At 53.4% G+C, this 24,593-nt stretch carries 18 protein-coding genes; 11 read left to right on the plus strand and 7 right to left on the minus strand.

The window, feature by feature from the left end:
* Positions 1-160: 160 nt before the first annotated feature.
* Both ACFQ1Z_RS10455 and ACFQ1Z_RS10460 read left to right on the plus strand, forming a co-directional pair.
* Entirely contained in the window at positions 161-358 is a 198-nt protein-coding gene (locus ACFQ1Z_RS10455; protein WP_379057477.1) for a hypothetical protein, read from the plus strand.
* Positions 359-569: 211 nt separating this feature from the next.
* Positions 570-740: a DUF3309 family protein gene (locus tag ACFQ1Z_RS10460; protein WP_379057478.1), complete on the plus strand. Its 171-nt coding sequence runs from the start codon at positions 570-572 to the stop codon at positions 738-740.
* A 38-nt stretch (positions 741-778) separates the two neighbouring features.
* Here ACFQ1Z_RS10460 and ACFQ1Z_RS10465 read toward each other — a convergent pair whose 3' ends face one another.
* Positions 779-1,006, minus strand: coding sequence for a hypothetical protein (locus ACFQ1Z_RS10465; protein ID WP_379057479.1), 228 nt, complete (start codon positions 1,004-1,006; stop codon positions 779-781).
* A gap of 223 nt (positions 1,007-1,229) precedes the next feature.
* Here ACFQ1Z_RS10465 and ACFQ1Z_RS10470 point away from each other — a divergent pair, with 223 nt between their 5' ends.
* The 4 genes from ACFQ1Z_RS10470 (at position 1,230) to ACFQ1Z_RS10485 (ending at position 7,279) form a co-directional block, all read left to right on the plus strand.
* Positions 1,230-1,580: a hypothetical protein gene (locus tag ACFQ1Z_RS10470; protein WP_379057480.1), complete on the plus strand. Its 351-nt coding sequence runs from the start codon at positions 1,230-1,232 to the stop codon at positions 1,578-1,580.
* A gap of 89 nt (positions 1,581-1,669) precedes the next feature.
* Positions 1,670-2,953: a TolC family protein gene (locus ACFQ1Z_RS10475; protein ID WP_379057482.1), complete on the plus strand. Its 1,284-nt coding sequence runs from the start codon at positions 1,670-1,672 to the stop codon at positions 2,951-2,953.
* 13 nt (positions 2,954-2,966) lie between these two features.
* The gene (locus ACFQ1Z_RS10480; protein ID WP_379057483.1) at positions 2,967-4,160 is read left to right on the plus strand and encodes an efflux RND transporter periplasmic adaptor subunit; all 1,194 of its coding nucleotides are present in this window, start codon (positions 2,967-2,969) and stop codon (positions 4,158-4,160) included.
* Between the two features lie 11 nt (positions 4,161-4,171).
* The gene (locus ACFQ1Z_RS10485; protein WP_379057484.1) at positions 4,172-7,279 is read left to right on the plus strand and encodes an efflux RND transporter permease subunit; all 3,108 of its coding nucleotides are present in this window, start codon (positions 4,172-4,174) and stop codon (positions 7,277-7,279) included.
* 98 nt (positions 7,280-7,377) lie between these two features.
* Here ACFQ1Z_RS10485 and ACFQ1Z_RS10490 read toward each other — a convergent pair whose 3' ends face one another.
* Both ACFQ1Z_RS10490 and ACFQ1Z_RS10495 read right to left on the minus strand, forming a co-directional pair.
* Complete coding sequence (locus ACFQ1Z_RS10490; RefSeq protein ID WP_379057486.1) at positions 7,378-9,270, minus strand: PAS domain S-box protein; 1,893 nt, start codon at positions 9,268-9,270, stop codon at positions 7,378-7,380.
* 285 nt (positions 9,271-9,555) lie between these two features.
* Positions 9,556-10,059: a cupin domain-containing protein gene (locus tag ACFQ1Z_RS10495; RefSeq protein WP_379057487.1), complete on the minus strand. Its 504-nt coding sequence runs from the start codon at positions 10,057-10,059 to the stop codon at positions 9,556-9,558.
* Positions 10,060-10,443: 384 nt separating this feature from the next.
* Between ACFQ1Z_RS10495 and ACFQ1Z_RS10500 the strand changes: the two genes are divergently transcribed.
* Positions 10,444-11,742: a diguanylate cyclase domain-containing protein gene (locus ACFQ1Z_RS10500; RefSeq protein WP_379057488.1), complete on the plus strand. Its 1,299-nt coding sequence runs from the start codon at positions 10,444-10,446 to the stop codon at positions 11,740-11,742.
* A 12-nt stretch (positions 11,743-11,754) separates the two neighbouring features.
* Here the strand turns inward: ACFQ1Z_RS10500 and ACFQ1Z_RS10505 are convergent, their stop codons facing one another.
* Both ACFQ1Z_RS10505 and ACFQ1Z_RS10510 read right to left on the minus strand, forming a co-directional pair.
* The gene (locus ACFQ1Z_RS10505; RefSeq protein ID WP_379057490.1) at positions 11,755-13,839 is read right to left on the minus strand and encodes a diguanylate cyclase domain-containing protein; all 2,085 of its coding nucleotides are present in this window, start codon (positions 13,837-13,839) and stop codon (positions 11,755-11,757) included.
* Complete coding sequence (locus ACFQ1Z_RS10510) at positions 13,823-15,907, minus strand: putative bifunctional diguanylate cyclase/phosphodiesterase (RefSeq protein ID WP_379057492.1); 2,085 nt, start codon at positions 15,905-15,907, stop codon at positions 13,823-13,825. Before ACFQ1Z_RS10510 ends, ACFQ1Z_RS10505 begins: the two co-directional genes overlap by 17 nt.
* A 252-nt stretch (positions 15,908-16,159) precedes the next feature.
* Between ACFQ1Z_RS10510 and ACFQ1Z_RS10515 the strand changes: the two genes are divergently transcribed.
* The 4 genes from ACFQ1Z_RS10515 to ACFQ1Z_RS10530 all read left to right on the plus strand — a co-directional run bounded on the left by ACFQ1Z_RS10515 (position 16,160) and on the right by ACFQ1Z_RS10530 (position 21,563).
* Entirely contained in the window at positions 16,160-16,918 is a 759-nt protein-coding gene (locus ACFQ1Z_RS10515; RefSeq protein ID WP_379057494.1) for a hypothetical protein, read from the plus strand.
* 107 nt (positions 16,919-17,025) lie between these two features.
* Positions 17,026-17,685 carry a pyridoxamine 5'-phosphate oxidase family protein gene (locus tag ACFQ1Z_RS10520; RefSeq protein ID WP_379057495.1) on the plus strand — a complete coding sequence of 220 codons (660 nt, stop codon included), beginning with the start codon at positions 17,026-17,028 and terminating at the stop codon, positions 17,683-17,685.
* 162 nt (positions 17,686-17,847) lie between these two features.
* Positions 17,848-20,454 carry an EAL domain-containing protein gene (locus ACFQ1Z_RS10525; protein WP_379057496.1) on the plus strand — a complete coding sequence of 869 codons (2,607 nt, stop codon included), beginning with the start codon at positions 17,848-17,850 and terminating at the stop codon, positions 20,452-20,454.
* A 182-nt stretch (positions 20,455-20,636) separates the two neighbouring features.
* A complete protein-coding gene (locus ACFQ1Z_RS10530; RefSeq protein WP_379057498.1) occupies positions 20,637-21,563 on the plus strand; it encodes a choice-of-anchor A family protein in 927 nt (308 codons plus the stop codon).
* Positions 21,564-21,676: 113 nt separating this feature from the next.
* On the opposite strand, the gene ACFQ1Z_RS10535 is transcribed toward ACFQ1Z_RS10530, so the two are convergent.
* On the minus strand, positions 21,677-23,137 hold the full coding sequence (locus tag ACFQ1Z_RS10535; protein ID WP_379057499.1) for a porin: 1,461 nt from the start codon (positions 23,135-23,137) through the stop codon (positions 21,677-21,679).
* A gap of 182 nt (positions 23,138-23,319) precedes the next feature.
* Positions 23,320-24,582 (minus strand): OmpP1/FadL family transporter, encoded by a 1,263-nt coding sequence (locus ACFQ1Z_RS10540; RefSeq protein WP_379057501.1) that lies wholly within the window; start codon positions 24,580-24,582, stop codon positions 23,320-23,322.
* Positions 24,583-24,593 lie beyond the last annotated feature (11 nt).

A 24,593-nucleotide genomic window follows, 5' to 3' on the forward strand; every position in this document is an offset into this window, starting at 1 on the left:
TAGCGGCCAGCCAGCCTCACGTAACATGTGATTTAAGTAATCGAACTACTATCAATCTCGATGTATAGAGTTATACATCCACTGTCACTGCTGTTCAGACTGCATCATCCCCCTAAGTATCATGTCATATACGGCAGAGGCATCTTGCAAGGAGAGCGCTATGTTAGAAAAAACACGTTTGGAACATACATGGATAGAGCCGACCAGCCTTGATAGCAGGGAGGGCGCAGCACCTTCTACACAGACGACAGTGCGTGAAGAAAAATTGCAGCAGCGTGAAGGTAAGTCAGGTACGCGCACGGTGAAACAGGCACTGGCGATTAATCATCTGAAAGTGCGCAAACTGGCAGATAATTAGCCGCAATCCCTGCTATGTGTTGACGACAGCCAGACTAGAAATAGGGCGCAAAAAAATGCTTGTCTGAACTTTCCTACAAAATATTCAGCCTAAATTGTATAGCGGTGCTGGTCTGAATTCGCGATGATAAGCCATCATCAATTTTAACGAATTCAAGGCCAAAACCGCCAGGCTGACTGGCCATGCCTGAATTGATTCGCAGGAGAACACTATGCTAAGTACTCTGCTTATTGTATTTGTCGTGCTGGCTGCAATCAGTGCTGTGCGCACCTTGCCTTATAACATCCACTGGGGTGAATATCACTCCAATAAAAGTGTGATGGGCGTGGTGATCGCGGTGGTGATCGTCCTTGCATTTACTGCCGGTTTTATTGAAGTCTGAATGCAGGCTGACGTGGTTGAACATAGCGCATTTAAAACTTAATGCTCGAATAATACATGACCTTCACTTGCCAGTTGTATGCGTTTGATATCGTAATCACTCAGGCCACTGATTTCAGTGAAAGTGATGGTAGCGCCTTTGTCTTTAGCGGCATCGGCTATCCTGAGTAAGTCAGCCAGCGGTTTGCTGCTCGCACTCAGCTTAAAGCCCAGCCCGGCATGGGCGATACGGATCAGCTCATCTGTGGCTATGGTTTCAAAACGCATATGGCTTTCCCTCCCACTATCACTGTAATAACAGACTGAATCCCCGGCACTCCTAACAAAAGCTAGCTTACTCTTTTATTAATCCCGGTTAAATATTTATCTAAATAATATTTTTAAATCAGTCGCGTAAAGCCGGTTATAAATATTGCACCACAGAGTTGTTCGTTCGAAGCTGGCCGTTGTTTCTTGACTATAGCAAACGTTATTGATAAATTGGCCCGGTATGCATCCTCACCTCAAAAGACTATTTGCCTTTATCGCGCTGCTCTCGCTATTAAGCTCGTCAGCGTGGGCGGTGTCGCCGCAGGTATTGGTTGATGATGTATTCGCCCCTGAAAACACCTCCCTGCTAGATGTGCATTTACAACAGAGCGCGGATGACAGCCGCCCGCCGCACCAGGAATCTACCTGCAATCATTCCTGCCACTTTTCAGCCCATCTGCTGGGATTGATTTCCGGCGATATCACACCCGTTATCACACAGCTTGATAGCGGTAGTTACACCAGTTTAGCCTTCAATAGCGTCAGCTATCCCTTTCTAAAAGGTCTGTACCGCCCACCTATCCTCTTGTAAATCCGGCCATTCATGGGCGCTTTGATCAATAGCGCGCCAGGATACGTTAGCTTTACAGAGAGGATCTCACTGTGTTTATACCCATGATAATGACAGGGTTGCAAAGGTTTGCAGCCCTGGTCGGCTTTGGCTTATGGCTGTTTATAAGCTTCGCACCCGCAACATTGCATGCCGCGCCGTTGACGCTGGATCAGGCCTGGTCATTAGCGATCAGCAGCAATGCCGACCTGCAGCGCCAGATCGCTAACCAGCACATTGCCGATGGCGACTTTCAAGATGCCAGAGGGCTGCTTTACTACAACCCGGTGCTGAACCTGGATGTGCGCCAGCGCAATATCCAGCAATCCCCGGGCGACAATAGCCGGCGCGGTGAGTGGGGTGCCGGTGTGGCGCAGACTTTTGAGATCGCCGGGCAACAGGGCTGGCGCAGAAACGCCGCCCAGCAAAGCCAGCAGGCAATCGCACTGGATATCGCAGAAGAATACCGCAGCCTGCATGCGCAAATGGAAGAGCAGTTCGTCACTGTGCTGGCTATCCAGAAACGCATAGAGGTAGAGCAACGCATACTGACGCTGATAGAGCAAAACACCGCCTTGTCGCGCAAGCGCGTGCAGGCCGGTGAAGACAGCCTGCTGGATGGCAACCTGGCCGTGATCGATACCGAGCGTGCCCGCAACCAGTTGAGTGCCCTGAATGAACAACTGCTGCGTGCCAGGGCACAACTGGCCGCGACCTTGCAGCTGGGCGAGACAGAATTGCCCGCCGTGACTGGCGAGCTGATGCCGGCGGCCAGCAACTACACGCTTAGTGACTTGCTGGATAAACTAGCCAGCAGGCCAGCCATGCAATCACTGCTGGTCAAGGAATCGGCTGCCAGGTCACGGCTGCAATTACAGCAAACGCTCAAATACCCTGACCTCACCGTCAGCCTGGTCAACAGCCGTGAGGCGACCATGGCCGGCGATGACAATATCACTTCTGTAGGCCTGTCGCTGCCGCTGCCGCTGTTTCGCCGCAATGGCGCCGGCATAGGCCGGGCCACGGCCGAATTCACCCAGTCCGAAATCAATCGCGCCGCACTCACGCGCAATGTCAAAGCGGCTATTCAGGCCGCCTGGTTGCGCCGTGAGAATATCCGCGAGCGCGTCAGCCGCCTGGATAAAGAGGTTTATCCCAGGCTGGAACAGAATCTCAAGCTGGCCAAGATCGCATTTGAGAATGGCGAGATAGCGCTGCCGCAATTGCTGATCCTGCAGCGGCAGACGGTAGACGCCCAACGCGACATCATAGATGCCCAGAAAGACATCAGGCTGGTCCAGGTCGAGCTGGAATATCTCTCAGGCTGGTTAATGCCCAGCCTGCCAGCCAATTAATCAGGATAACGACATGTACACACTATGCAAACACACAGCCGCACTGCTGACCTGTCTGGTCTTGCTTGCAGTCAGCGGCTGTAGCGCAGACAACAGCCCGCCATCAGCGCCGGTTGAGGCCACAGCAAATACGGCACAGCATGAACAGGCTGAGCAACTGGTATTCACCACTGCAGAACTCAAGCAGTTCGGTATCACGATTGCCGCGCTGAGCCTGCAGCCACTGCAAAGCCAGCTCAGCTTGACCGCCAACATCGTGGCCAACCAGAACCGACTGGCGCATGTGACACCACGCATTGAAGGCAAACTGTCCAAAGTCATCGCCAACCTTGGTGACCAGGTGACTGCCGGCCAGCGGCTGGCCGAGATAGACAGCATACAGATGGGCGAAGCGCGTGCGCAGTACCGCAGCTCGCAAAGTGAGCTGGCACTGGCGCTCGCCAACTATGAGCGCATCTCGCGCCTGTATGAGGACAAAGTGGTGCCGCAGAAGCAGATGATAGAGTCGCAGTCTGCGCTGGAAAGGGCCAGGTCGGCCGCCTATGCCGATTCTGAGCGCCTGCGCATGTATGGCGGCCTGAATAAGGAAAACAGCGCCAGGCACAATGGCTCGACTTATGTACTGACTGCGCCCTTTGCCGGCATCGTGCTCGAGAAGAACGCGGTGATAGGCGAGCTGGCCAAAACCACAGACAGTATCTTCACCATCGCCGACCTGTCTACGGTGTGGATAGAAGCCGATGTGCCAGAAAAAGACTTGAAGGATATCGCCATAGGCAAGAACGCCAGCGTGACAGTGAGCGCTTACCCGCAAGAAGTGTTCACCGGCAAAGTCAGCTATCTGGCGAGCATGGTGGATAAGACCACACGCACGGTGAAAGCGCGTATCGAGTTGCGCAACCCTGAACAAAAATTGCGCATAGATATGTTCGCCACTGCGGTATTAAGCCATGCCGCCGGGCAGCTGGCACTGCTGGTCCCTGCTGATGCCATCGTCATGCTACAAGGCATCCCGCATGTCTATATCGCACAGCAAAACCATGCACAGTCAGCGACGTTTACAGCGCGGCCGGTGGCACTGGGCCAGCGGCTGAATGAGCAGGTCGAGATCAAAAGCGGTGTGCGTGAGGGTGAGCACATCGCTCAGTCAGGCGTGTATGCGCTCAAGGCCAGGCAGCTTAAATCGCAGATCAGTGACGAACATTAGGAGAAATGCATATGTTGCACTGGATTTTAGAAACGGCGCTGCGTTACCGGCTACTGGTGATACTGGGTGCTTTGCTGCTGGTGTTTTTTGGGGTGCGGGCCTGGCAGGAAGTGCCGCTGGATGCTTTTCCCGATGTGACGCCCGCCCAGGTGAATATCTACACCGAATCGCCAGGACTGGCGTCTGAAGATGTAGAGCAGCTAGTCACCTTTCCGGTAGAAAGCGCATTGGCCGGCCTTAAAGGCATAGAGCATATCCGCTCGGTCTCCCTGTTCGGCTTGTCCTACGTCAGCGTCTATTTTAAAGATGGTACCGATATCCAGCAGGCCAGGTTCCTGGTCAGCGAGAAACTGGCGGATATCAAAAACCGTCTGCGCATGGCAGATGGCAGCCAGAGTTATGGCGAGCCTGAGCTGGGGCCTAATACTTCCGGGCTGGGGCAGGTGCTTTGGTATACCCTCAAGTCTGACCGCCTGAGCACCATGGAGCTGCGCACACTGCAGGATTGGACGGTGCGCATGGTGTTGCGCACCACGGCGGGTGTGGATGATGTCACCTCGTGGGGTGGCCATGAAAAACAATTCCAGGTGCAGGTCGATCCGCAAAAACTGTTTCAGTATGGCTTAACTTTTGCGCAGGTGGTTGAGCGCCTGACGGCCAATAACCGCCAGGTGGGCGGGCAGTTCATCAATGTCGGCCAGGAGCAGTTGCTGGTACGCGGGCTGGGCCTGGTCAAATCCACGCGCGATATCGAAAAAATAGTAGTCGCCCAAGCCAATGGCACGCCGGTGTATATAGAGAATATCGCCAAAGTGGTTACCGGCCCCGGCTTGCGCGTGGGTGCCGTGACCCAGGACGGCAAAGAGGTGGTGATGGGCATGGTACTGGCACGCCTGGGTGAGAATGCGCAGCAAGTGGTGAATGCGGCCAAGCGGAAACTGGCCTTGATCAAGTCTACATTGCCCGCCGGGGTGACGCTGGAAACCGTGTATGACCGCACCGCCATCATAGACAAAGCGATACGCATGGCAGACCGCGCCATGATAGAGGGTGCATTGCTGGTCATCGCCGTGCTTTTTCTGCTGTTGGGCGAAGTGCGCGCCGCGCTGGTGGTAGTGGTCGCCATCCCGCTGGGCAGGCTGATCGCCTTTATCCTGATGCAATATTACGGCATCTCGGCCAATCTGATGTCACTGGGCGGTTTGATCATAGGCCTGGGCATGACCATAGACGGCCCGTTGGTGCTGGTGGAAAACTGTTACCGGCGGCTGTCGCAGTTTGCCGCAACAGCTGACCAGTCCAGCCAGCTGAGTCATAAAAGCCAGCCGAGTCAGATGCAGGTAGTGCTGGCTGCCGCCAAAGAGGTGATCCATCCTGTTGCTTTTGGCGTGTTGATCATAGGCGTGGTGTTCTTGCCCATATTTTCGCTGACCGGGCTGGAAGGCAAACTGTTCAAACCGCTGGCGATCAATATGACGTTCGCCATGGCCGGCTCCATGCTGCTGACCCTGACGCTGATCCCGGTGTTGGCCTCGTTGCTGTTAAAGCCAGCAGCAGAAAAAGAGCCGTGGCTGATACGCCGCTGCAAGCCCGGTTATCTGAGGGGCTTGCAGTGGAGCCTGGCGCATCAAAAGATCTTTGTGGCGCTGACCGCGCTGGCATTGATCGCCTCACTGATACTGCTGCCGTTTTTGGGCAAGGAGTTCATGCCCAATCTGCAAGAGCAGGATATCCTGTTCCGGGTGACCAGCATCCCCTCGGCGTCACTGGAACAGTCGCTGGCAGTGTCGGACCGTGTCTACGCCAGCCTGAAACAGATGCCGCAAGTGCAAGGCAGTGTCGCCATGCTCGGGCGTGCAGAAAAAGGCGAGATCGCTGATGTGAACTACATGGAGATACTGGTGCATTTAAAACCGGCAGCGACCTGGCCAGAAAAGATCAGCTATGCGCAACTCGCGCAAAAACTGCAGGCGCAACTGGAAAAAGCGGTGCCAGAAGCCGTGATCGCCGCCACCCAGCCGATACAGATGCGCGTGGAGGAGCTGATCTCCGGCGTGCGCGCGACATTGTCGCTCAAAGTCTACGGCGAAGAACTGGCCAGCATAGACCGCATCGCCAGCCAGGTGAAAGCGTCGCTGGCCGGCGTGGAGGGTGTCAGCGAGCTGGCGCTGGAGGCCAATCTGGGCAAACCGCAATTGAAGATCACGGTAGACCGGGTAGCTATGGCACGCTATGGCATGAATGCCGACGACGTGTTGCAGGTGGTGCAGTCCGGCATAGGCGGCAAGCCGGTGTCCAGCGTCATCGATGGCGTCAAACGCTTTGAAATCCAGGTCTGGTTTGCGCCGGCTTTCCGTGCCGATGCCAGAGCCATAGGCGAGATCCCTATCCCGACCGCGCAAGGGGCGCTGATCCCGCTTTCGCAGGTGGCGACCTTAAGCACAGAAGAAGGGTATGCCTTTATCCGGCGCGAGCAGTTACAGCGCTATGCCGTGATCCAGATGGATGTGCAGGGCAGGGACATCGATGGTTTCGTCAAACAGGCGCAGACCCGCATAGACCAGCAAGTGAAATTACCCAGCGGCTACTGGCTAGAATGGGGTGGCGCCTTTGAGCATCAGCAGCGCGCCTTGGGCAAACTGGCGCTGATCGTGCCGTTGACCATAGGCCTGATCTTTGTATTGTTGTATACCGCGTTTCATTCCCTGCGCTATGCCGGCCTGATACTCGCCAACGTGCCTTTCGCGGCCATGGGTGGTATCTACGCCCTGGCACTTTGCGGGCAATACCTGTCTGTGCCGGCGGCGATAGGCTTTATTGCCGTGTTTGGCGTGGCCATGTTGAACGGCATAGTGCTGGTGTCATTTATCAACCAGCTACGCAGCCAGGGGCGCACAGTGCGCGAGGCAGTGGTTGAGGGTGCCTCCTTGCGCTTGCGGCCGGTGATGATGACTGCGCTGGTGGAGATCTTTGGCTTGATCCCGTTCGTGCTCGCCAGCGGCGTAGGCTCGGAGATATTACGGCCGCTGGCTATCGTAGTTATCGGCGGGCTGCTGACTGCCACCGTACTCACTTTGCTGTTACTGCCGGTGGTGTATGACTGGATGGAGTCTGACTAGATAGAGTCTACCCCGGCGGCCCGGCCTGTGCGCTAAAGCCCAGGCCGGTTGCAGGCAAAGCGCATACGGGGCTGGGTCTGATCTGGCTTTAACCGGGTTTAATCTATGATCACCACCCCGTTTTTGCCGTTCTTTTTGGCGGTGTACATGGCTTTGTCCGCCAGCCTGATCAGCTCCAGCGGTTCTATAGCTTGCGGCTCTGCGCCGCCATAATAGGCGATGCCTATGCTGAGGGTGATCTGCAGTTGCGTATCCCCCACCTGCACCGGCTCGGCCATGATCTTCTGGATATTGGCCGAGATACGCTTGGTATCCTGCTTGTTTTTCAGGTTTTCCAGCACGATGACGAATTCATCACCGGCATACCTGACCGCGGTATCCGACATCCTGCTGCAATGGTTGATACGGTTGGCGACTTCTTTGAGCAGTTGGTCACCCACCTGGTGGCCATGGGTGTCATTGATCAGTTTAAAACCATCCAGGTCTATGAACACCAGCGCCAGGTATACCTTGTTGCTCTTGGCACGCTGAAAAGCGATAGGCAGTATCTCTTCCAGCTTGCGCCGGTTGGCCAGGCCGGTCAGCGGGTCGTTGCGCGCTTCATTCTTCAGCAGATTCTCAAGCTGCTTGCGCTCGGTGATATCCCGGAGAAAAGAGGTGAACAGCACCTGGTCGTTGATCTCCAGCGCATTCACCTGCAGCTCGATGGGGATGCGTACGCCATCTTTGCGCACTGCTTCCAGCTCGATACGGTTGCCCAGTATTTTGGATTTGTTTTCTGTCAGGTATCTGTGCATGCCGTGATGATGGGCAGCTTGTGATTCGGGCGGGATGATCAGGTTTTCCAGCTTTCTGCCTATGGCTTCCTGCTCGGGCCAGCCAAAGGTGTATTCTGCCTGCTTGTTCCAGGCGGTGACCAGCCCCTGGTCGTCCATGCAGATATAGGCCTCATTGGCATTATCCAGTATGGTCCTTAACTCCAGTTCCTTGTTTTGCAACTCCTGCTCGGACTCTATCTTTTCCTGATAGGCTTTGGACAGCGATTGATTGACCAGGCGCAGTTCATCTGTGCGCAGGGCCACTTTTTCTTCCAGCGTCTTGCGCAACGCTGTCAGTGCAAACTCGGTTTCTTTCGCCGACTGTATGTCTTTGACGATAGCGATAAAGTAATCCAGCTCGCCTCTCTCTGTCGTATGTTTGGTGACCGTGATCTCCACCCAGATAGCGGCCTGGTCTTTGCGGATATATCTTTTTTCCAGCTGGTAGCGGTCTATCTTGTCGGTCACCAGCTGGTCGAGAAGATTGAGGTCGGTGTTGAGGTCTTCAGGGTGGGTGATGTCCTGAAAAGTCAGGTTGATCAGCTCGGCCTGGCTATAAGCCACGATCTTGCATAACTCACTGTTGACCTGCAACCAGCCACCGCTAGGGTTGACCAGCGCGATACCGACACCGGCGTTTTCAAACACACTTTTGAATTTGCTCTGCGCCTGGTCTATAGAATCCTGCGCGCTGAGCATGCGCTCACGGAACTGGATTTCTTTGGTGGCTAGCTGTGCCAGGTCATTGAGTGCCTTTAATTCGCTGCTGTTCGGGCGTTTGGGTTTGCTGTCTATCACGCACAAAGTGCCCAGCGAATAGCCCTCCACGCTTTTGATCGGGATGCCGGCGTAAAAGCGGATATTGGGTGCATTGACCACCAGCGGGTTGCTGGCAAAGCGTTCATCATTGCTGGCGTCTTCAACGATGAGCTGCTGGCCGCTGCTCACGGCATGGGTACAGAAGGAGATATCCCTGGCGGTTTCGCTGGCATCTATGCCGTGTTTGGATTTGAACCACTGCCGGTTCTCATCGACCAGCGAGATAACCGAGATGGGAGTGCCGAGTATGGTGGAAGCGACCCGGGTAATACAGTCGAAAAATTCATCCGGGTCTGAATCGAGTAAGCCCAATGACCTTAGTTTTTCTAGTCTTAGTTTTTCGTAGCTGGTCACAATCTCTCCCTGCAGTGATTTCATTCAAACTATATAAAAATGCACATGAAGTATATAGTCATAAAAGAGTCATTTTGAGAGCGTTTTTCTTCGCTTTACAGTCAGACCAGTGTCGGGGAGGGACGTTCGTTTTAATTCGGCACTGTAAGGCTGCCAGCATGATTTTCTGGACCTTGCAGGCGATACTATCGCTAAAAATAGCGGGTTTATGCAGGCGACAAGTTGTCCTGGAAACAAGTTGCCCAGGCAAATGCGCCCGGGCAACATGTCTCTGGCCGGCAGTGTTTATTTTTTAGGTGCTGCGGTGTTTTTGCGAGGGTCTTCCGCCGGGTTGGTATAGGTGATATCCCAGGGGCCGGTGGCAATCAGTTCGACTATGGTTTCCTGGTCGCTGGTCCACACATAGTGCGTATGTCCGCTAGGTAATACAAAGCTGGAACCGGCATTCATCATTTCGCCTTTGGTTTTGTCCAGCACCTTGCCCATGCCATTGCCGAGTTTGCCACTCAGCACAGTCACCACTTCGGTATAAGGGTGTGTATGCGGCGGGATAGGGTAATTGGCAGGGAATTTAAGCCAGGCGATAAACACGCCTTTTTTAGTCGGGTCGCCCACCAGGATGGCACTTTTGGCCCCTTTGGGCAGTATGGGTTCATCTTGCCATTGCACCGTTTCCGGGGTGAAAGATTTCATGTCGCTGGCATGCATACGCGCGATATTGTCCTCGGCGTATGCAGCGCTGGTCAGCGCAAGTGTCAGGGCCGGGATGATGTGAAGTCGGTTTTTCATGGATGATCCTCTCGTGATGTAAGTTTTTCATGGAGTATACAGGTCTGTATACATGTAGGCTATTTTTGCTTAAATGCCGCCGTTAAGGCTGTTTTTATTCATGAACACCCACTCAAGAAAATGCTTATTCTGCCCTGTGCTAAATCCGTAGCCGGCGCGGGATAAACATGACCTGCCGGCCAGCAACGCCGCAATGCTCAGCCGCGGCGAATGTTGTTGAGTTTGTATTTATCATGATAATTAATTTCGAAACTAAGCCCGAATCACCAGCTTTATATGTCAAACGACTGTGGGCTGGTTAAAATACAATGCCTTCTAATGAGTTTCTGACATCAGCCAGTGTTACGCAAATATAACCAAACCTTCAAAAGCATGTGTGTCGCCTTGTTGGCAGCATTGCTCGCGTTTGCGTTCTGGTATTTCCTGTTTGAATACCAGCGCCAGAAAGATGAGAGTGAGGCTTATCTGGAAGCGGCCTCTTATGGCAATGTGCTGCGTTCCGAAATGGACAGGGAGCTCAACTCGCTGCTGTTCATCTCCAATGGCTTGTCCAGTTTTATCAAAGTTTATAAAGACCAGCTCGAAACCCGCAAAGTGCAGGCCATACTGGCCGACCTGTGGGCACAGGCACGCCATGTCAGAAACCTGGCGGTGGCGGTTGATTACAAGCTGACCTATGTTTACCCCGAAAAAGGCAATGAGAAGATCATAGGCATTGATTACCGCGAGGTGCCGTCACAATGGCCCAAAGTACAACTTGCCATCGCTTCTGGCCAGGGGGTGCTGGATGGCCCGCTAGACCTGATTCAGGGCGGCAGCGGCATGGTTTACCGTTATCCCATCTTTGTCGAAGGCAGCTATTGGGGCATCATCTCTACCGTGATAGATACGCGTGCTTTTCTGGATGCAGCCTTTAAACACAATCTGCGTAATGAGTTTGCGTTTGCGATCAGGACCGCAGATGACAAGCATGTGTTTTATGGTGACCCACAACTGTTCAGGCAAAAAAACGCTTATATCCAGGAAAGCCAGGTGCCCAACGGTAAATGGGAGTGGGCGATAGAGAACAAAAAGATACATGACCTGCGTGACCGCAGGTTTGGTGTCATGTTAAGCCTGGTTTTCAGTGTGGTGGTCGGCCTGTTCGCCTACTTTTTTGCCAAGGAACGCTACTATCTTTCTGAAGGCGCCCTCATGGATAGCCTGACCGGCCTGCCCAACCGCAGGCTGCTGGAAAACCGCCTTAACTATGTGCATTCCGAAGCCAAACGCTTTAGCAAGATGTTCGGCCTGATGGCGCTGGATGTCGATCACTTTAAAAGCATCAATGACAATTATGGCCATGATGTCGGTGACGAAGTGATCAAGCAGGTGGCCAATATCCTCAAAAGCAATATCCGCGATGTAGATACCGTCAGCCGTCTGGGTGGCGATGAGTTCGTGATCGTGGTGCGCGACCAGCATTCACCAGAGAGCCTGGTCAAAGTGGCGAACAAGCTGTTAAGCGTGTTCAAGAAACCCTTGCACATACACGGCCACGACATCACCGTGCATCTGAGCATAGGTCTGACCCTGTTTGAACCGACTTCAGAGGTGGCATTGAAACAGTTATTCAAGCAGGCGGATATCGCCCTCTATCAGGCCAAGCAAAAAGGGCGCAATACCTACAGCTTCTGGCAATAGCGCTGGCTGTATTCATACCTCTGAAAACACATAGCGGTCTTTGCCCTTGTTCTTGGCTTCATACAGGGCAGCATCACCGCGTTCAAACAGATGGTCTACCGAGACCTGGTTGCCATTAAACAGTACAAAACCCATGCTGGCAGTCACCTTGAATACATGCTCGTCGATCTCGTAAGCCTGATTGAGGATGTTTTTCATGCGGGCGCAAAATTGCGAGGTGGTTTCCTTGGCCTCGTCGAAGCCGGCACCGGTGTCACTGATGATGATGACGAACTCGTCACCGCCCAGCCTGGCAGCAGTATCGTTGCCGCGCACCGAGCGTTGCAGGCGCTTGGCCACCTGCTTGAGTAATTCGTCACCGCTGGCATGGCCATAGGTGTCATTGATCTGCTTGAATTTATCCAGGTCGAGCATGATGAGTGCGCCATAGACCGCCATACGCTGGCAATTGGCCATGGTGATCTCCAGTCGTTCATGCATCAGCCGGCGATTGGCCAGCCCGGTCAGCACGTCATGCAAAGCCAGGTAGTTGGCCCGTTCTTCGGCCAGTTTGCGTTCGGTGATGTCGGCGCAGATGGCGACATATTGCAGTGGTTTATTATCCGGGCCCAGAAATGGCACTATGGTGGTGTGCACCCAATACAGGCTGCCATCCTTGGCGCGGTTGCAGATCTCGCCGTTCCACACCTGGCCGGATGAAATGGTCTGCCACAGGTCCTTGAAAAAAGCGGTGGGATGCACGCCCGAGTTGATGATCTTGTGCGTGCGCCCTATCAGCTCGCCGCGCGAAAACTTGGAGATCTCGCAGAATTTGTCATTCACCTTGGTGATGATGCCGTTCCTGTCGGTGAATGCCACGATCGCATGCGCATCCAGCGCGGCGTTCAGCTCGGTCAGCTCGCGCACAAACTGCCTGACTTTTTGCTGCATGAGCTCCTGGTCCGAGGTGTCGAGGATGATCATAAGCACACCGCCTTCATTATGGTCATCCGGCTCGGGCACGACCTGTACATGGCGGTAAGCCATTTTGGAATCGACTTTTTCTATCGAATAGTTAAAGTTGCCGTGCTTGCCCTCCAGCGCATTTGTCAGGTGCATCCTGGCGGTCTCGCGTATCTCGTGCGGCAGTATCTCATCCACATGTTTGCCTATGGTGTCATTGAGGTGAAAGCCCATGACTTTCTCGTGCGTGGTATTGACGTAGCGGTAACGCAGGCTGTGATCCAGCCTGGCGATAGACAGTGGCAAGGCCTGGATCAGGGTGTTTAGTTCGGTTTGATTCTGTTGCTGGATCTGCTTCAGGTTCTGCGCATACTGATCAAAGGTGAACACGACCGTCAGCCTGGCCAGCAGGGTATAAGCAATGATGGTGAACACATGGCTGGCCAGCTCGCCGAGGTCAGAGTCAGTCTGGTGCGATTGCAGGCAAAGCAGGCTCAGGCCAGAAAATACACAGGTATAAGCCAGCTGGCGGGCGCGATCATGCTGCAGTAAGGTAGTTGTCGCTTGCGAGAACAGCAGATAGGCGAGGACACAGTACAGCAATGCCACCATATAGCCCGCCACCACATGTACAAACACCGAATCGGCTGATGGCACCTGGCTGGCCGCCGTGTAAGGCTGGGTCAGCGACATCAGCACCACGGCAAAACTCAACCCCGCCAGCAGCAAGGTCTTGCGTTGCGCGCGCAGTTTGATGGCAAAAGTGAGTGCGGCATAGACCATGATCTCAAACACCCTGGCATAAAACAGGAATACCGTCGTCTTGCGGCTGGGGTCTAACGTTTTTTCATCGACAAAGCCATACAGGTAGGCCGCGTGCATGATAAACACCAGCGAAAAACCGGTGAGCAGGATATGGTTCACATGCCTTTCAGCGCCGGCACGCGCAAACCCCAGTTCGGCCGGCAGGCTGTGCCAGGCCGTGATGGCGATCAATGCCGAAATCACGATCACCAGCAGCTCGGCGAGCAGCTGCAGTGCGATCAGCGCATCGCTAACCACAGGCGACAGCACATGTTGCGGCACCAGATACACGGTCAGTGTCATCACGACGGCCGCAGCGACCAGGTTTCTCAGATTAAACAATGCTGGCATGGCTCACCTGCTTATGGTTGATGGCAAAGGTAGTGAAGGCATCGCCGAACAAGGGCATGGAGATCAGATAGCCTTGCAGTTCATCGACGCCACAGGCGACCATGCACACGCGTTCGTCTTCAGATTCTATGCCCTCGGCCACCGTGCGTATACGCAGGTCTTTCGCCATCTGGATAGAGGCACGTATGATGGGCAGGCTGCCGGTGCGTATGCTTTGCACAAAGCTGCGGTCTATCTTGAGCTCATGTATGGGCAGCGTGTGCAACAGGCTCAGCGAAGAATAGCCGGTGCCAAAATCATCGATAGACAGCTCTACTCCCAGTTGCCGCAGTTTTCGCAGTTTTTCTATGGTCAGCTGCGGCCGCAGCATGGCAGCTGATTCGGTGATCTCGAAACAGATGGTATCAGGCGGCACATTGTATTTTTTCAGCAGGGCAGCGATAGTCTCCACCAGGTCGGGCTGCTCAAGCTGGTAAGGCGACAGATTGATAGACAGCCGCAGATGCAGCTTATCTTCTATCCAGCGCGCCTGTTGCGCCAGCGACTGGTGCAGTATCAGCTGGCCTATGGCATTGATCAGCCCGTATTTTTCAGCAATAGGAATAAACTTGGCCGGGCTGATAAACTGGTTGTCGCCGGTGCTCCAGCGCAGCAATGCCTCGGCGCCTATCAGCTCGCCCGAATTGGCATCCACCTTGGGCTGAAACGCCAGTTTGAACTCAGAGTCATGAATGGCTTTACGCAATTGGCCCTGGATCTCCAGCTCGTCGCGGGTATCTTTCAGCATATGTGGCTCAAAGCTTAACCAGCTGACACTGCTGCGTTGCGCATAATCACAGGCCGAACGTGACATGGAAGGCAGTTGTGTCAGCTCGCCATAAGAGTTGGCGGTGGCAAAACCGATCTGGCAGCCCAGCGAAATAGATTTGCCGTCGATCTCGAAAGACTGTGAGATATGCTCGCACAGATGTGCGGCGAACGCCGGCAGATCGGGAATATCATGGGTGGACAATATCTCGAACACACTTTCAGAAGCCCGGTATAGCGTGCTGTTTTGCAGCTTTTTTTCATTGATGCGATCTTTCATCAGGTGTATGACTTTGTTGCCGAACTCCTGCCCCCACGAGTCACAGATAGATTCATAGCTGACCAGCAGTATCTTGATCAGATGTGCATGGTTGTGGTTGCTTTTCACCAGTTCGCGCAATTTCTGGTCCAGCGCATTACGGTTAGGCAACTCGGTGATGGTGTCTACGAACAGCAGTTGTTCGAGTAACTCGGTTTTATTGGTCAGGTTACGGTTCTGCTCCTGCAGCTTGGACTCAATGCGCGCTTCCATATTGCTGGTAAACATCATCGAAGCCGCCATGATCAGGCCGCAGATAATGACTATGGTAGCCAGGGTGCCGGTGGAGAACGCCGCATTGTTGATACAGAAACTGCCTTGCGGAAAACTGGCGCCTATGACGCCGGTATAGTGCACAAAAAACAGCAGCACGCCCAGGCCTAGGGCGACAAAAAGGCGCGCGTTGCGCTTGGTCGCGGGCGGCAGTTGCGTTTTCCACTGCGTCCATGCCACCGCCCCCAGGCCCAGCACTATGGCCAGCACCAGCGATATCAGCACCCACGACCAATCCCATTTTGCTGCCGGCACGGTCTGTGCCGAAAAAATGCCCAGGTAATGCATGATGCCCAGGCCAATGGTAAAGCCCAGCGTATGCAGCATGATATAGGTTGAAAACAGCGCGGCTTTCATTTTGAAAGCCGCGATCAGCGAATAAGCCGCCAGGATGGAAATGATCAGTGAAGTGAAGGTGAGGGTGGTATCAAAATAAAGCGTGAAACCCGGGTGCCAGCCCAGCATGCCGATAAAGTGAAAGGCCCAGATGCCAAAGCCAAGTAGCAATGTCTGCCAGATACGCCATTTGCGCGCATTCAGATAATCCAGGCTGCGGATGCTGGACTCTATCACCAGCACCCCCCACCAGATACTGCATGACATCAGCAGTGATAACAGTACGACAAACGGGTTGTTCTGCCCCGTTAAAAAGTAAGCGAGTGTCGACATTTTGTTCCTTGCTCTGATCCTGTACAGGAAACGTTAATTTAAAAAAACGTCAAAAAATCAGATAAATGCAAAGATGCTGATCAGCATAGTGACTCGTCAATCTGCTGCAAGTTCATCTTTTGCAAGGGTATTGCCTGCTACTACGGAGAACCCGTATTCAAGCCTATGCCGACCAGGCTTTAAATGGGTGTGTAAGCCTATATCTCCTAGTTGCCATGATAGCATTGCATTTTTATTTATATCAATGCAGTTATGAAGCTGGAAAAAAATATTTTTACATGGGCGTATTGCACCGCACTTTTGCTACCGGCAGCCCAGGCCGCAGAAGAACCGTTTTTCCGTGAAACAGACGCCGCCCATAGCGACCGCCTGCTGCGTATACCCGAGCCTATGGTGTATGATCTGGTGCGCCCGCTAGGTGTCAGGCAAGGTGATATGGAAGTCAATGCGCTGGTGGATATCAACCCGCACACCGACGATGTCAGCTGGGCGCCCGAGGTGGAGTATGGCCTGGCCGATGACCTGGCGCTGGAGCTGGAATTGCCGTTTGAAGATGCCAGCCATGAGCGCTATAAAGTGGCCATCCAGAAGACCCTGGGTATCTATAACCATCTGGGCATGGCCAATGGCTGGCAGGCGTTTTTAGACCTCAACAAACATACCAAGACCCTGTCGGGTGACGCGACTTATATCCATGCTGTGCGCTGGGCGGACCAATGGTCTAGCCTAAGCATGCTGGGGCTGCGCATCAATGGTATCAACCGCAGTGCCGAGGTCGAATACCTGCTTAACAATACCGTGTTCTATGATGTCTCACCCAGGCTGACGCTGGGCCTGGAACTGAACCAGGAAGTAAGCAGTGGCGGCTCCTGGCGCTACCGGCTGACGCCGCAGCTGCACTATGATATCAACCAGCATTACACGCTACAGGCCGGGGTCGCCGCCTCTACACTCAACGCCGGCAGCAAAACTGAAAAGTTGTGGAGTTTCAGGCTGATACGCGTGTTCTAGTGACGATTAGCTGCGCCCGATCTACAATGTCTGTTGCTGACCGCGTGAGACGCTGTTCACACGCTGAGCGCATTTTTAACAGATCAGGATCTGCATAGGGGGTAGGCATGAGTCGTTTATTTGGAGAAGTGCATCGCAAGGTGCAGGACGAGCAAGGCACCAGGAAACTGGCCGACAGGATAGAGGAGATCGCCTGCAAGACGGAGATCGATGATGATGCCAAAGCCTTTATCGAATCGCTGGATATGTTCTTTCTTTCTACGGTGGACCACAACGGCAGGCCGACTGTGTCTTATAAAGGCGGTCACACCGGCTTTGTGCAGGTGCTGGATGCGCAGACGCTGATCTTCCCGGTGTATAACGGCAACGGCATGCAATTGTCGGTGGGCAATATGGTGGCAAATGCCGATATAGGCATGTTGTTTATTGCGTTTGACAAGCCGCACCGCATACGCCTGCAAGGAGTGAGTGCAGTTTCCAGGGACCCGCAATTGCTGGCCATCTACCAGGAAGCCGAATTCGTGGTCAAGGTCACCCTGTCTGAATTGTGGCAGAACTGCCCGCGCTATATCCACCGCTATACGCGCGAAAGCCAGTCGCGTTATGTGCCGGTCGCGCAATGCCAGACGCCATTGGCCGAATGGAAACGCTTTGAGTTCATGCAGGATGTGCTGTCAGAAGAAGACGCCAGAAAAGCGCAGGACTCCGGGTTTATCCAGGTGGAAGACTGGATGGCGAAGATCAAGGCGGGTGCGCCTGATGTCTGATTTTTGCCTAAGCCGGGTATATATTGCCGCTATTAATATCAAATAAATTGTATTGAGATAGTTTTAATATTTCATATCCCGCATAATCGCTTAAAAAAACCGAACAACAATTATTCCATGTGACGAAAGTTGAATCGATGTAAGTGGTCACACTTGTTCTGCATGCGTTATTTCAACCCTTACTCTCTCTTACTCTTGTTCAGCCTGGCAAGTATCTGCCAGGCTGTTGCCGCGCCGGTAACGGCCATCACCGTCATCAGCGACGACAATTACCCACCCTATTTATTCAAGGATGACCGCGGCAATACCGTAGGCATAGTGGCAGATTACTGGAAGCTGTGGGAGCAGAAGACCGGTGTCGATGTGACGCTGGTCTCCACCAGCTGGGAAATGGCGCAACAGCAATTGCTGAGCGGTCATGCGGATGTGATAGAAATGATATTCCGCAACCCCGAGCGCGAGACTAAATACGCGTTTTCGGCGCCTTATGCCAAAGTCGCGGTCGGCATTTATGCGCATGAAAGCATGAGCGGCCTGATCTCTGCCGAATCACTGGCCGGCTTTACCGTGGGTGTGCAAAAAGGCGATGGCTGCATTTTCCAGCTGCAAGAAGCCGGGGTGAAATCTTTCCGCGTCTACAACAGTTATGACGAGATCATTCAGGCGACCCTCAACCAGCAAGTCATGATCAGTTGCATGGATGATTATCCCGCCAGCTACTATCTGTATCGCAAGGGTGCCGAGGATAGCATACTGCGCTCATTCACCCTTTATCACGGCAAATTCCACAGGGCAGTCAAAAAGGATAATCCGCAGCTACTCGCCTTGATAGAACAGGGCGCAGCCAACATCAGCGCCGCTGAACTGGCAGCGATAGAATCCAAATGGAAAGGCAGCCATGTGCCGCGCAATGCCTACTCCAGGCAGGCTATCCTGGCGCTGGCATTCATACTGGTAGTGGCGGTGGTGCTGATGTTGCTGGTGTACACCCTGCGCGTGGCGGTGAGGCGCAAGACCGCCGAGATAGAAAGCAAAAGCCAGGAACTTGAAAACCAGCGCCTGCGCCTGACCGAGATCATTGATGCCACCCGGGCCGGCACCTGGGAGTGGAATATGCAGACCGGCGAGTGCCAGTACAATGCGCGCTGGGCCGAGATCGTGGGCTACACGCTGGACGAACTCAGGCCACTGACACTGGAAACCGCTAAAAATCTGATCCATCCCGATGATCTGCAGCTTGCCTTGCAGCTGATAGAGCGTCATCTCAACCGCGAGATGGATTTTTACGAATGCGATATACGCATGCGCCATAAAGACGGACGCTGGATCTGGGTGTCTGACCGGGGCAGCCTGATCTCGCGCACCCCGGCTGGTGAACCGCTGGTCATGCATGGTACGCATTTCGATATCACCGAGAAAAAAGCCGCCGCAGAAGCGATCTGGCGGCAGGCGAATTATGACAGCCTGACCCAGCTGCCTAACCGGCATTATTTCAATCAGCGGCTGGTAGAGGCGATAGAGCAAGCGGCATCGAAACAGCAACGGCTGGCGCTGCTGTTTCTCGATCTGGATCAGTTCAAGGATATTAACGATACGCTGGGCCACCACCACGGTGATGACCTGCTGATAGAAGTCGGGCGACGCATACGCCAGAACGTGATGGAGAGTGCGACCGTGGCGCGGCTGGGCGGTGACGAGTTCGCCGTGATCCTGCCGGCAGAGGTGGCCGACTTGCACGCGCTGTGCAATCAGGTGCTACAGCATATTTCTCACTCGTATATCCTGGGTGGCGAACGCATGTTCGTGACCGCCAGTATAGGTGTCAGCCAGTTTCCCGATGACGCAGCCAATGCCGAAGAGATGATCCAGCATTCAGACCAGGCCATGTATGAAGCCAAAAACCGCGGCCGCAATAATGTGTGCTTCTTTTCGCAGGCGATGCGCGAAGCGCTGACCCAGCGCACATCGTTAGCCAGGGATCTGCGCAGCGCGGTAGCCAACGATGAGTTGCGCGATTATTACCAGCCTATCATCTGCCTGCGTAGTGACCGCATAGTCAAAGCCGAGACCCTGATGCGCTGGCAGCACCCCAAGCGCGGATTGATCAGCCCGGCCTTGTTTATCCCGGTGGCAGAAGAAACCGGCGAGATCATACGCATGGGCGACTGGATCTTCAGGCAGGCGGCACAGAATGCATTAAAGTGGCAGGCGCTGGTGGGCGACGAATTCGCCATCAGTGTCAACAAATCACCCATGCAGTTCATAGATCCTTCGGCCATGAACAATGACTGGATGCAGCTGCTGCAGCAACTGGGTCTGGAGGGAAAACGTATCGTGGTCGAGATCACCGAGGGCCTGTTGCTCAACCCTGACCCGGTGGTTGAGCAACGCCTGCTGCATTTCAGGGATCTGGGGGTACAGGTCGCCATTGATGACTTCGGCACCGGTTATTCTTCTTTATCCTACCTGAGCAAGTTTGATATTGATTTTCTCAAGATAGACCAGTCGTTCACCCGCGAACTCAGCGAAGGTAACGAAAGCTATGTGTTATGTGAAGCCATCATCGTCATGGCGCACAAACTGGGCCTCAAGGTGATCGCCGAAGGCGTAGAGACCGCAATGCAGCGTGACCTGCTGCGTGCCATCCATTGCGATTATGCACAGGGATTCTTCTATTCGCCGCCCATCCCGGCCGCAGAGTTTGAACAACTGCTGGCTGCAGAAGCGCAAAAAGCCGGTGCTCAAGGCGCACAAGTCGATATCTGCTGACACTTGCTCCTATCCTGATGCTGGCCTGGCTCGCCTGAACAATAATTCCCACAACGTAAAAGTAGTTAAAAACACATGCTATTGCCGGCATTATTCTTTAGCATGTGGTCCCGAATGAACATCATGTTCGCTGTCATTCTCCCTACAGTCATTCTCCATTAAGTCATACGATAGAAAGCCATATGAAGTCCATCATCAAGCAGTTAGCCATCACCGTATTGTCTCTGCAGGCCTTAAGCGCATCTGCAGGTATCCTCGATCTTGGTGTTGCCGGCCAATACAATGTATTCGTGTTTGAGAACTTTACCAGCAGCAACAGCGATGTTGAAGGCGCCATTGCTGTCGGCGGCCACTTTGAAGCAACTAACTATGCCGTGAACGAGTTGAATCGTGGCGTTGCCGGCAATGCGCTGGTGGTGGGCAAGAGCCTGAACTTCCGCAGTGGCAGCGTGAAAAATGGCAATATTGATGTTGCTGGCACGCGCACTACCTCCAGCTTTGGCTTTAGCGGCGCTTATAGCAATAGCAACCCGGTTGATTTTGCCAGTGAGCGTACCTACCTGCAAAACCTGTCACTGAGCCTGAACAACCTGGGCAACACCGGCACTGCCAGCTATCAATATAGCGGTTTGCAGCTCACCGCCAGCAATAGCACTGATGCACAGATCTTTGACATAGACGGCAGCCTGTTCAACTCTAGAAACAACACCACTTTCAGCGGCTTCGCCAACGGCCAGACCATCATCCTCAATATTTCCGGTGATTCATTAAGATTTGATGGCGGCACCGGTAACGATTTCGGCAAGTATGGTTTTAATGTGATCTATAACTTTTATGAGGCGACTGCCCTTAACACTGGTTCCGGCGCCACTGGTTCTATCCTGGCGCCATTGGCTGATATCACCGGTGGCTACACTGCCATCAACGGCAATGTCATAGGTAAAAGCTGGAACACCAATACCCAGGTCAACGTGAAAGGCATGTTCCAAGCGACCGAAGTCGCCGGCTTGCCAGTGAGCGCGGTGCCTGAACCTGAATCATATGCCATGTTGCTGGCTGGCCTGGGCATAGTCGGTTTGCTGGCACGCAAAAGGCAATATCAGGCCTGAACAGGCCACTAGCGTGCTCAACGCGCCAGGGTAGTAAAAAAAAGACTCAAGCATAGCTTGAGTCTTTTTTATTTAACCGGCTTGTCTGCTGCTAGTTTTAAAACTTCGCTGGTTTAAAACTTCAGGCGCAGCCCTGCCCCTACACTGTTCACATCTCTATAAGTGGTAGCACTCGGGTATTTGTCCCCGGAAAAGTGGTTGCTGGTGTAAGCGACATAAGTATCAAAACGCTTGTTAAACCGGTAGTCAGCCATGGCGGTCCAGGTGTCTATCTTGCCCTGCGAGTTAGTTGAAACAGTAGGCCCTTCAATCGCATCGGCCTTGGTTTCATAAAAGCCGATAGAAGTGGTCAGGCCTGCCAGTGCCGGCATGCGTTGCGCAAAGTCAAAATTGGCACCCAGGTAATAGACGTGGTTATCCTGTTTAAAGCTAGGCTGCAATGCCGAGGTGGCAACGCCGCCAAACACGGTCTGGTCATACAGGTTATGGTAGCTGATGGTGGCGGTTGAAGAAGGTTTCAACTGGTACCATTCCATGCCGCCTATGATCTTCAGGTCTTTGGTCGGGGACCATCTGCCGGTCAGCAAGGCGGCTTCGGTATTCAGCAGTGCCACCGCGATGGTGTCATTGGCCAAGGGGTTGCCAGGTGCAGCCACGCCCGAACGCACCGAGTCAAAAAACTTGTCGTAGGCGAACTGCACGCCAAAGGCACTGCTCTCGTAGCCTAGCTGGGTGGTAAAGCCGTTGCCATGCGAAGTGCCAGCCGAATTGCCAAACTGGTTGATCACCGCATAGTTGATCTTGTCATGATCTTCCAGCTCGTAAACATTGGCGTATTTGATTGAGTTCTTCATACGCGAGTTTTCTGACACGCCACCACCACCGCCCACGGTGCCGCTCTCACCCAGAGGCGAGAAACTGTCGGCTTTGCCGTTAGGGTCATAAGTCACGGTGATCTCAAAGAACGGGTTGTACTGGGTACCATAGGTCAATTTACCTAATGAGCCGCCATCTATCCCTGCCCAGGCCTGACGGGTAAACAATTCACCGTTCATGGATGAGTTGGTGCTGACGCTGGAGTTGGCATTGGTACCCGAGTTATCAGCCAGGGTCTGCGCCGCATCATGCAGTTTCATATCCAGCGTATTAAAGCCGGCTTCAAACTGATAGATGAATTTGAAATCATGGTCCCAGGCTTGCAGCTTGGCCACTTCGCCTTTAAAACCCAGACGTGAGCCTTGCCAGCCACCATTCACCCAGTTGGTTCTTGATGTAGTTCTGGCGGTCTTTTTGGCCCCGGCATAAGGATAAAAGTTATTCGCTAATTCATAGCTTTCGGGCAAAGAATGGTTGATATGGGTGAGACCGATATCCACCAGGCCATATACCTGGAAATAGGAAGGGTGGTCACCCAGCTCGAAATTGACGCGCAACGGATTATCGTCGTTCATGAAACGTGAAACAAAAGAAGGGGATTCTTGTGTCGCGGTGCCAGGCTGTTCGGTCTGGGCGGCAAATGCCTGGTGTATGCTCAGTGGCAGCAGTGCTAATTTGAAAAAATGGTTGAGGTTCATCCGGTATCCTTGAAAACGATATGACTGGTTATTTCTAGCCAGCAATTTTGGGTTTTGTGTGTGAATGTTAGATGACAAGCTGCTTACACGGACCTGACAAACGGGAGTGGTGGACGCCGGCGCAAAAAGAAAAAGCCGTGCTTTTCAGAAGCACGGCTTGTGTAAAAACGGTAGTTGAAAAGCTAGAAGTTATAGGCAAATTGCAGGCTTAAAATATCAGCGCTACCTTCATATTTTCCTGCAATCAGCCCTCTTGTCGGACGCTGATCATCATTGATACGCGCATCTTTGATAAACAGGTGTGTGTAGCCTATATCCAGTTTGGTCTGGGGGTTATATTGCCAGCTGGCACCTAATGAGAGCCAGATACGGTCATTACCCGGAATACGCGCAGTTCGGTGCTCGTTATCAATCGCTTCATCATCATATGCCAGGCCGGTACGCAGTTTAATCGTGTCGGAGTAAAGGTAATTCATGCCCACCGAGTAGCGCAACACGTTGTTCCAATGTTCGGTGATAGCGGGGCCGACTGTAGTATTGCTGCCATTCTCACGGATGATTTTCAGCTCTTTGAACTGGCTCCAGCGAGTCCAGGTGATGTCAGTCAACAATTCCCACTGATCATTCAAGTGGCTGAATGCACTGAAAGAGAATGTTTCAGGTAATGTGAGATCTGCCGAGATATCGGTATTCAGTGTAGACCCAGGAATGCCATTTGCCTGGGTAAACGGTGAGCGTACATCGCCTTTCAAATGCTGTTCCACTTTAGAACGATAAGCGACCCCAAAGCGCGTGTCAGGCGTTGCCTGATAAATCGCACCTAGATTGTAGCCAAAGCCCCAGTCATCGCCCTTGTTTTTAACGCCCGGGCCGGTGCCGATATTTGCCCGGCTGGTCAGTTCGGCTTCTGCCCACATAGCCGAAATACCGAAACCTAGTGACCATTGGTCATTTACTTTCCAGGCTAATGACGGGTTGATGTTGATGGTTTTGAGTTCGGACTTGACGGCCTGGAAACGTCCCAGCCAATTTCGGTTATATTCCGTTTTCAGGCCGAAGGGAGTGCCCACCCCGATGCCGAACTTAAGCTGCTCAGTCAGGTCCTGTTTATAGTAGATATTCGGCAGGAAAGCCCAGCCGCCAAAATCACCACCTTCGCCGCCCAGAGGCTGCCCGGTAGGGGAGATGCTGCCCCGGTTATTAAAGTCACCCGAGGTGCGTATGGTGTGCAAAGCGCCCACCAGTTGCCGTCCTTCTATATAGGTCATGCCGGCCGGGTTGAAATAAATGGTGCTGGCATCTTCAGCCACGGCAGCGGCGCCGGCATAGGCGTTACCCAGGCCGCTGCCACTTTGCTCGGAAAGGGCAAAGCCGGCCGCATGGCCTGTGAGCTGATAAGCAGACAATAAAATGCCAAACATAACTGGCGACGTACAACGTGACATGAATCCCCCTA

This window comes from Methylophilus luteus, from assembly GCF_042676265.1.
In the GTDB taxonomy this organism is placed as follows: Bacteria; Pseudomonadota; Gammaproteobacteria; order Burkholderiales; family Methylophilaceae; genus Methylophilus; species Methylophilus luteus.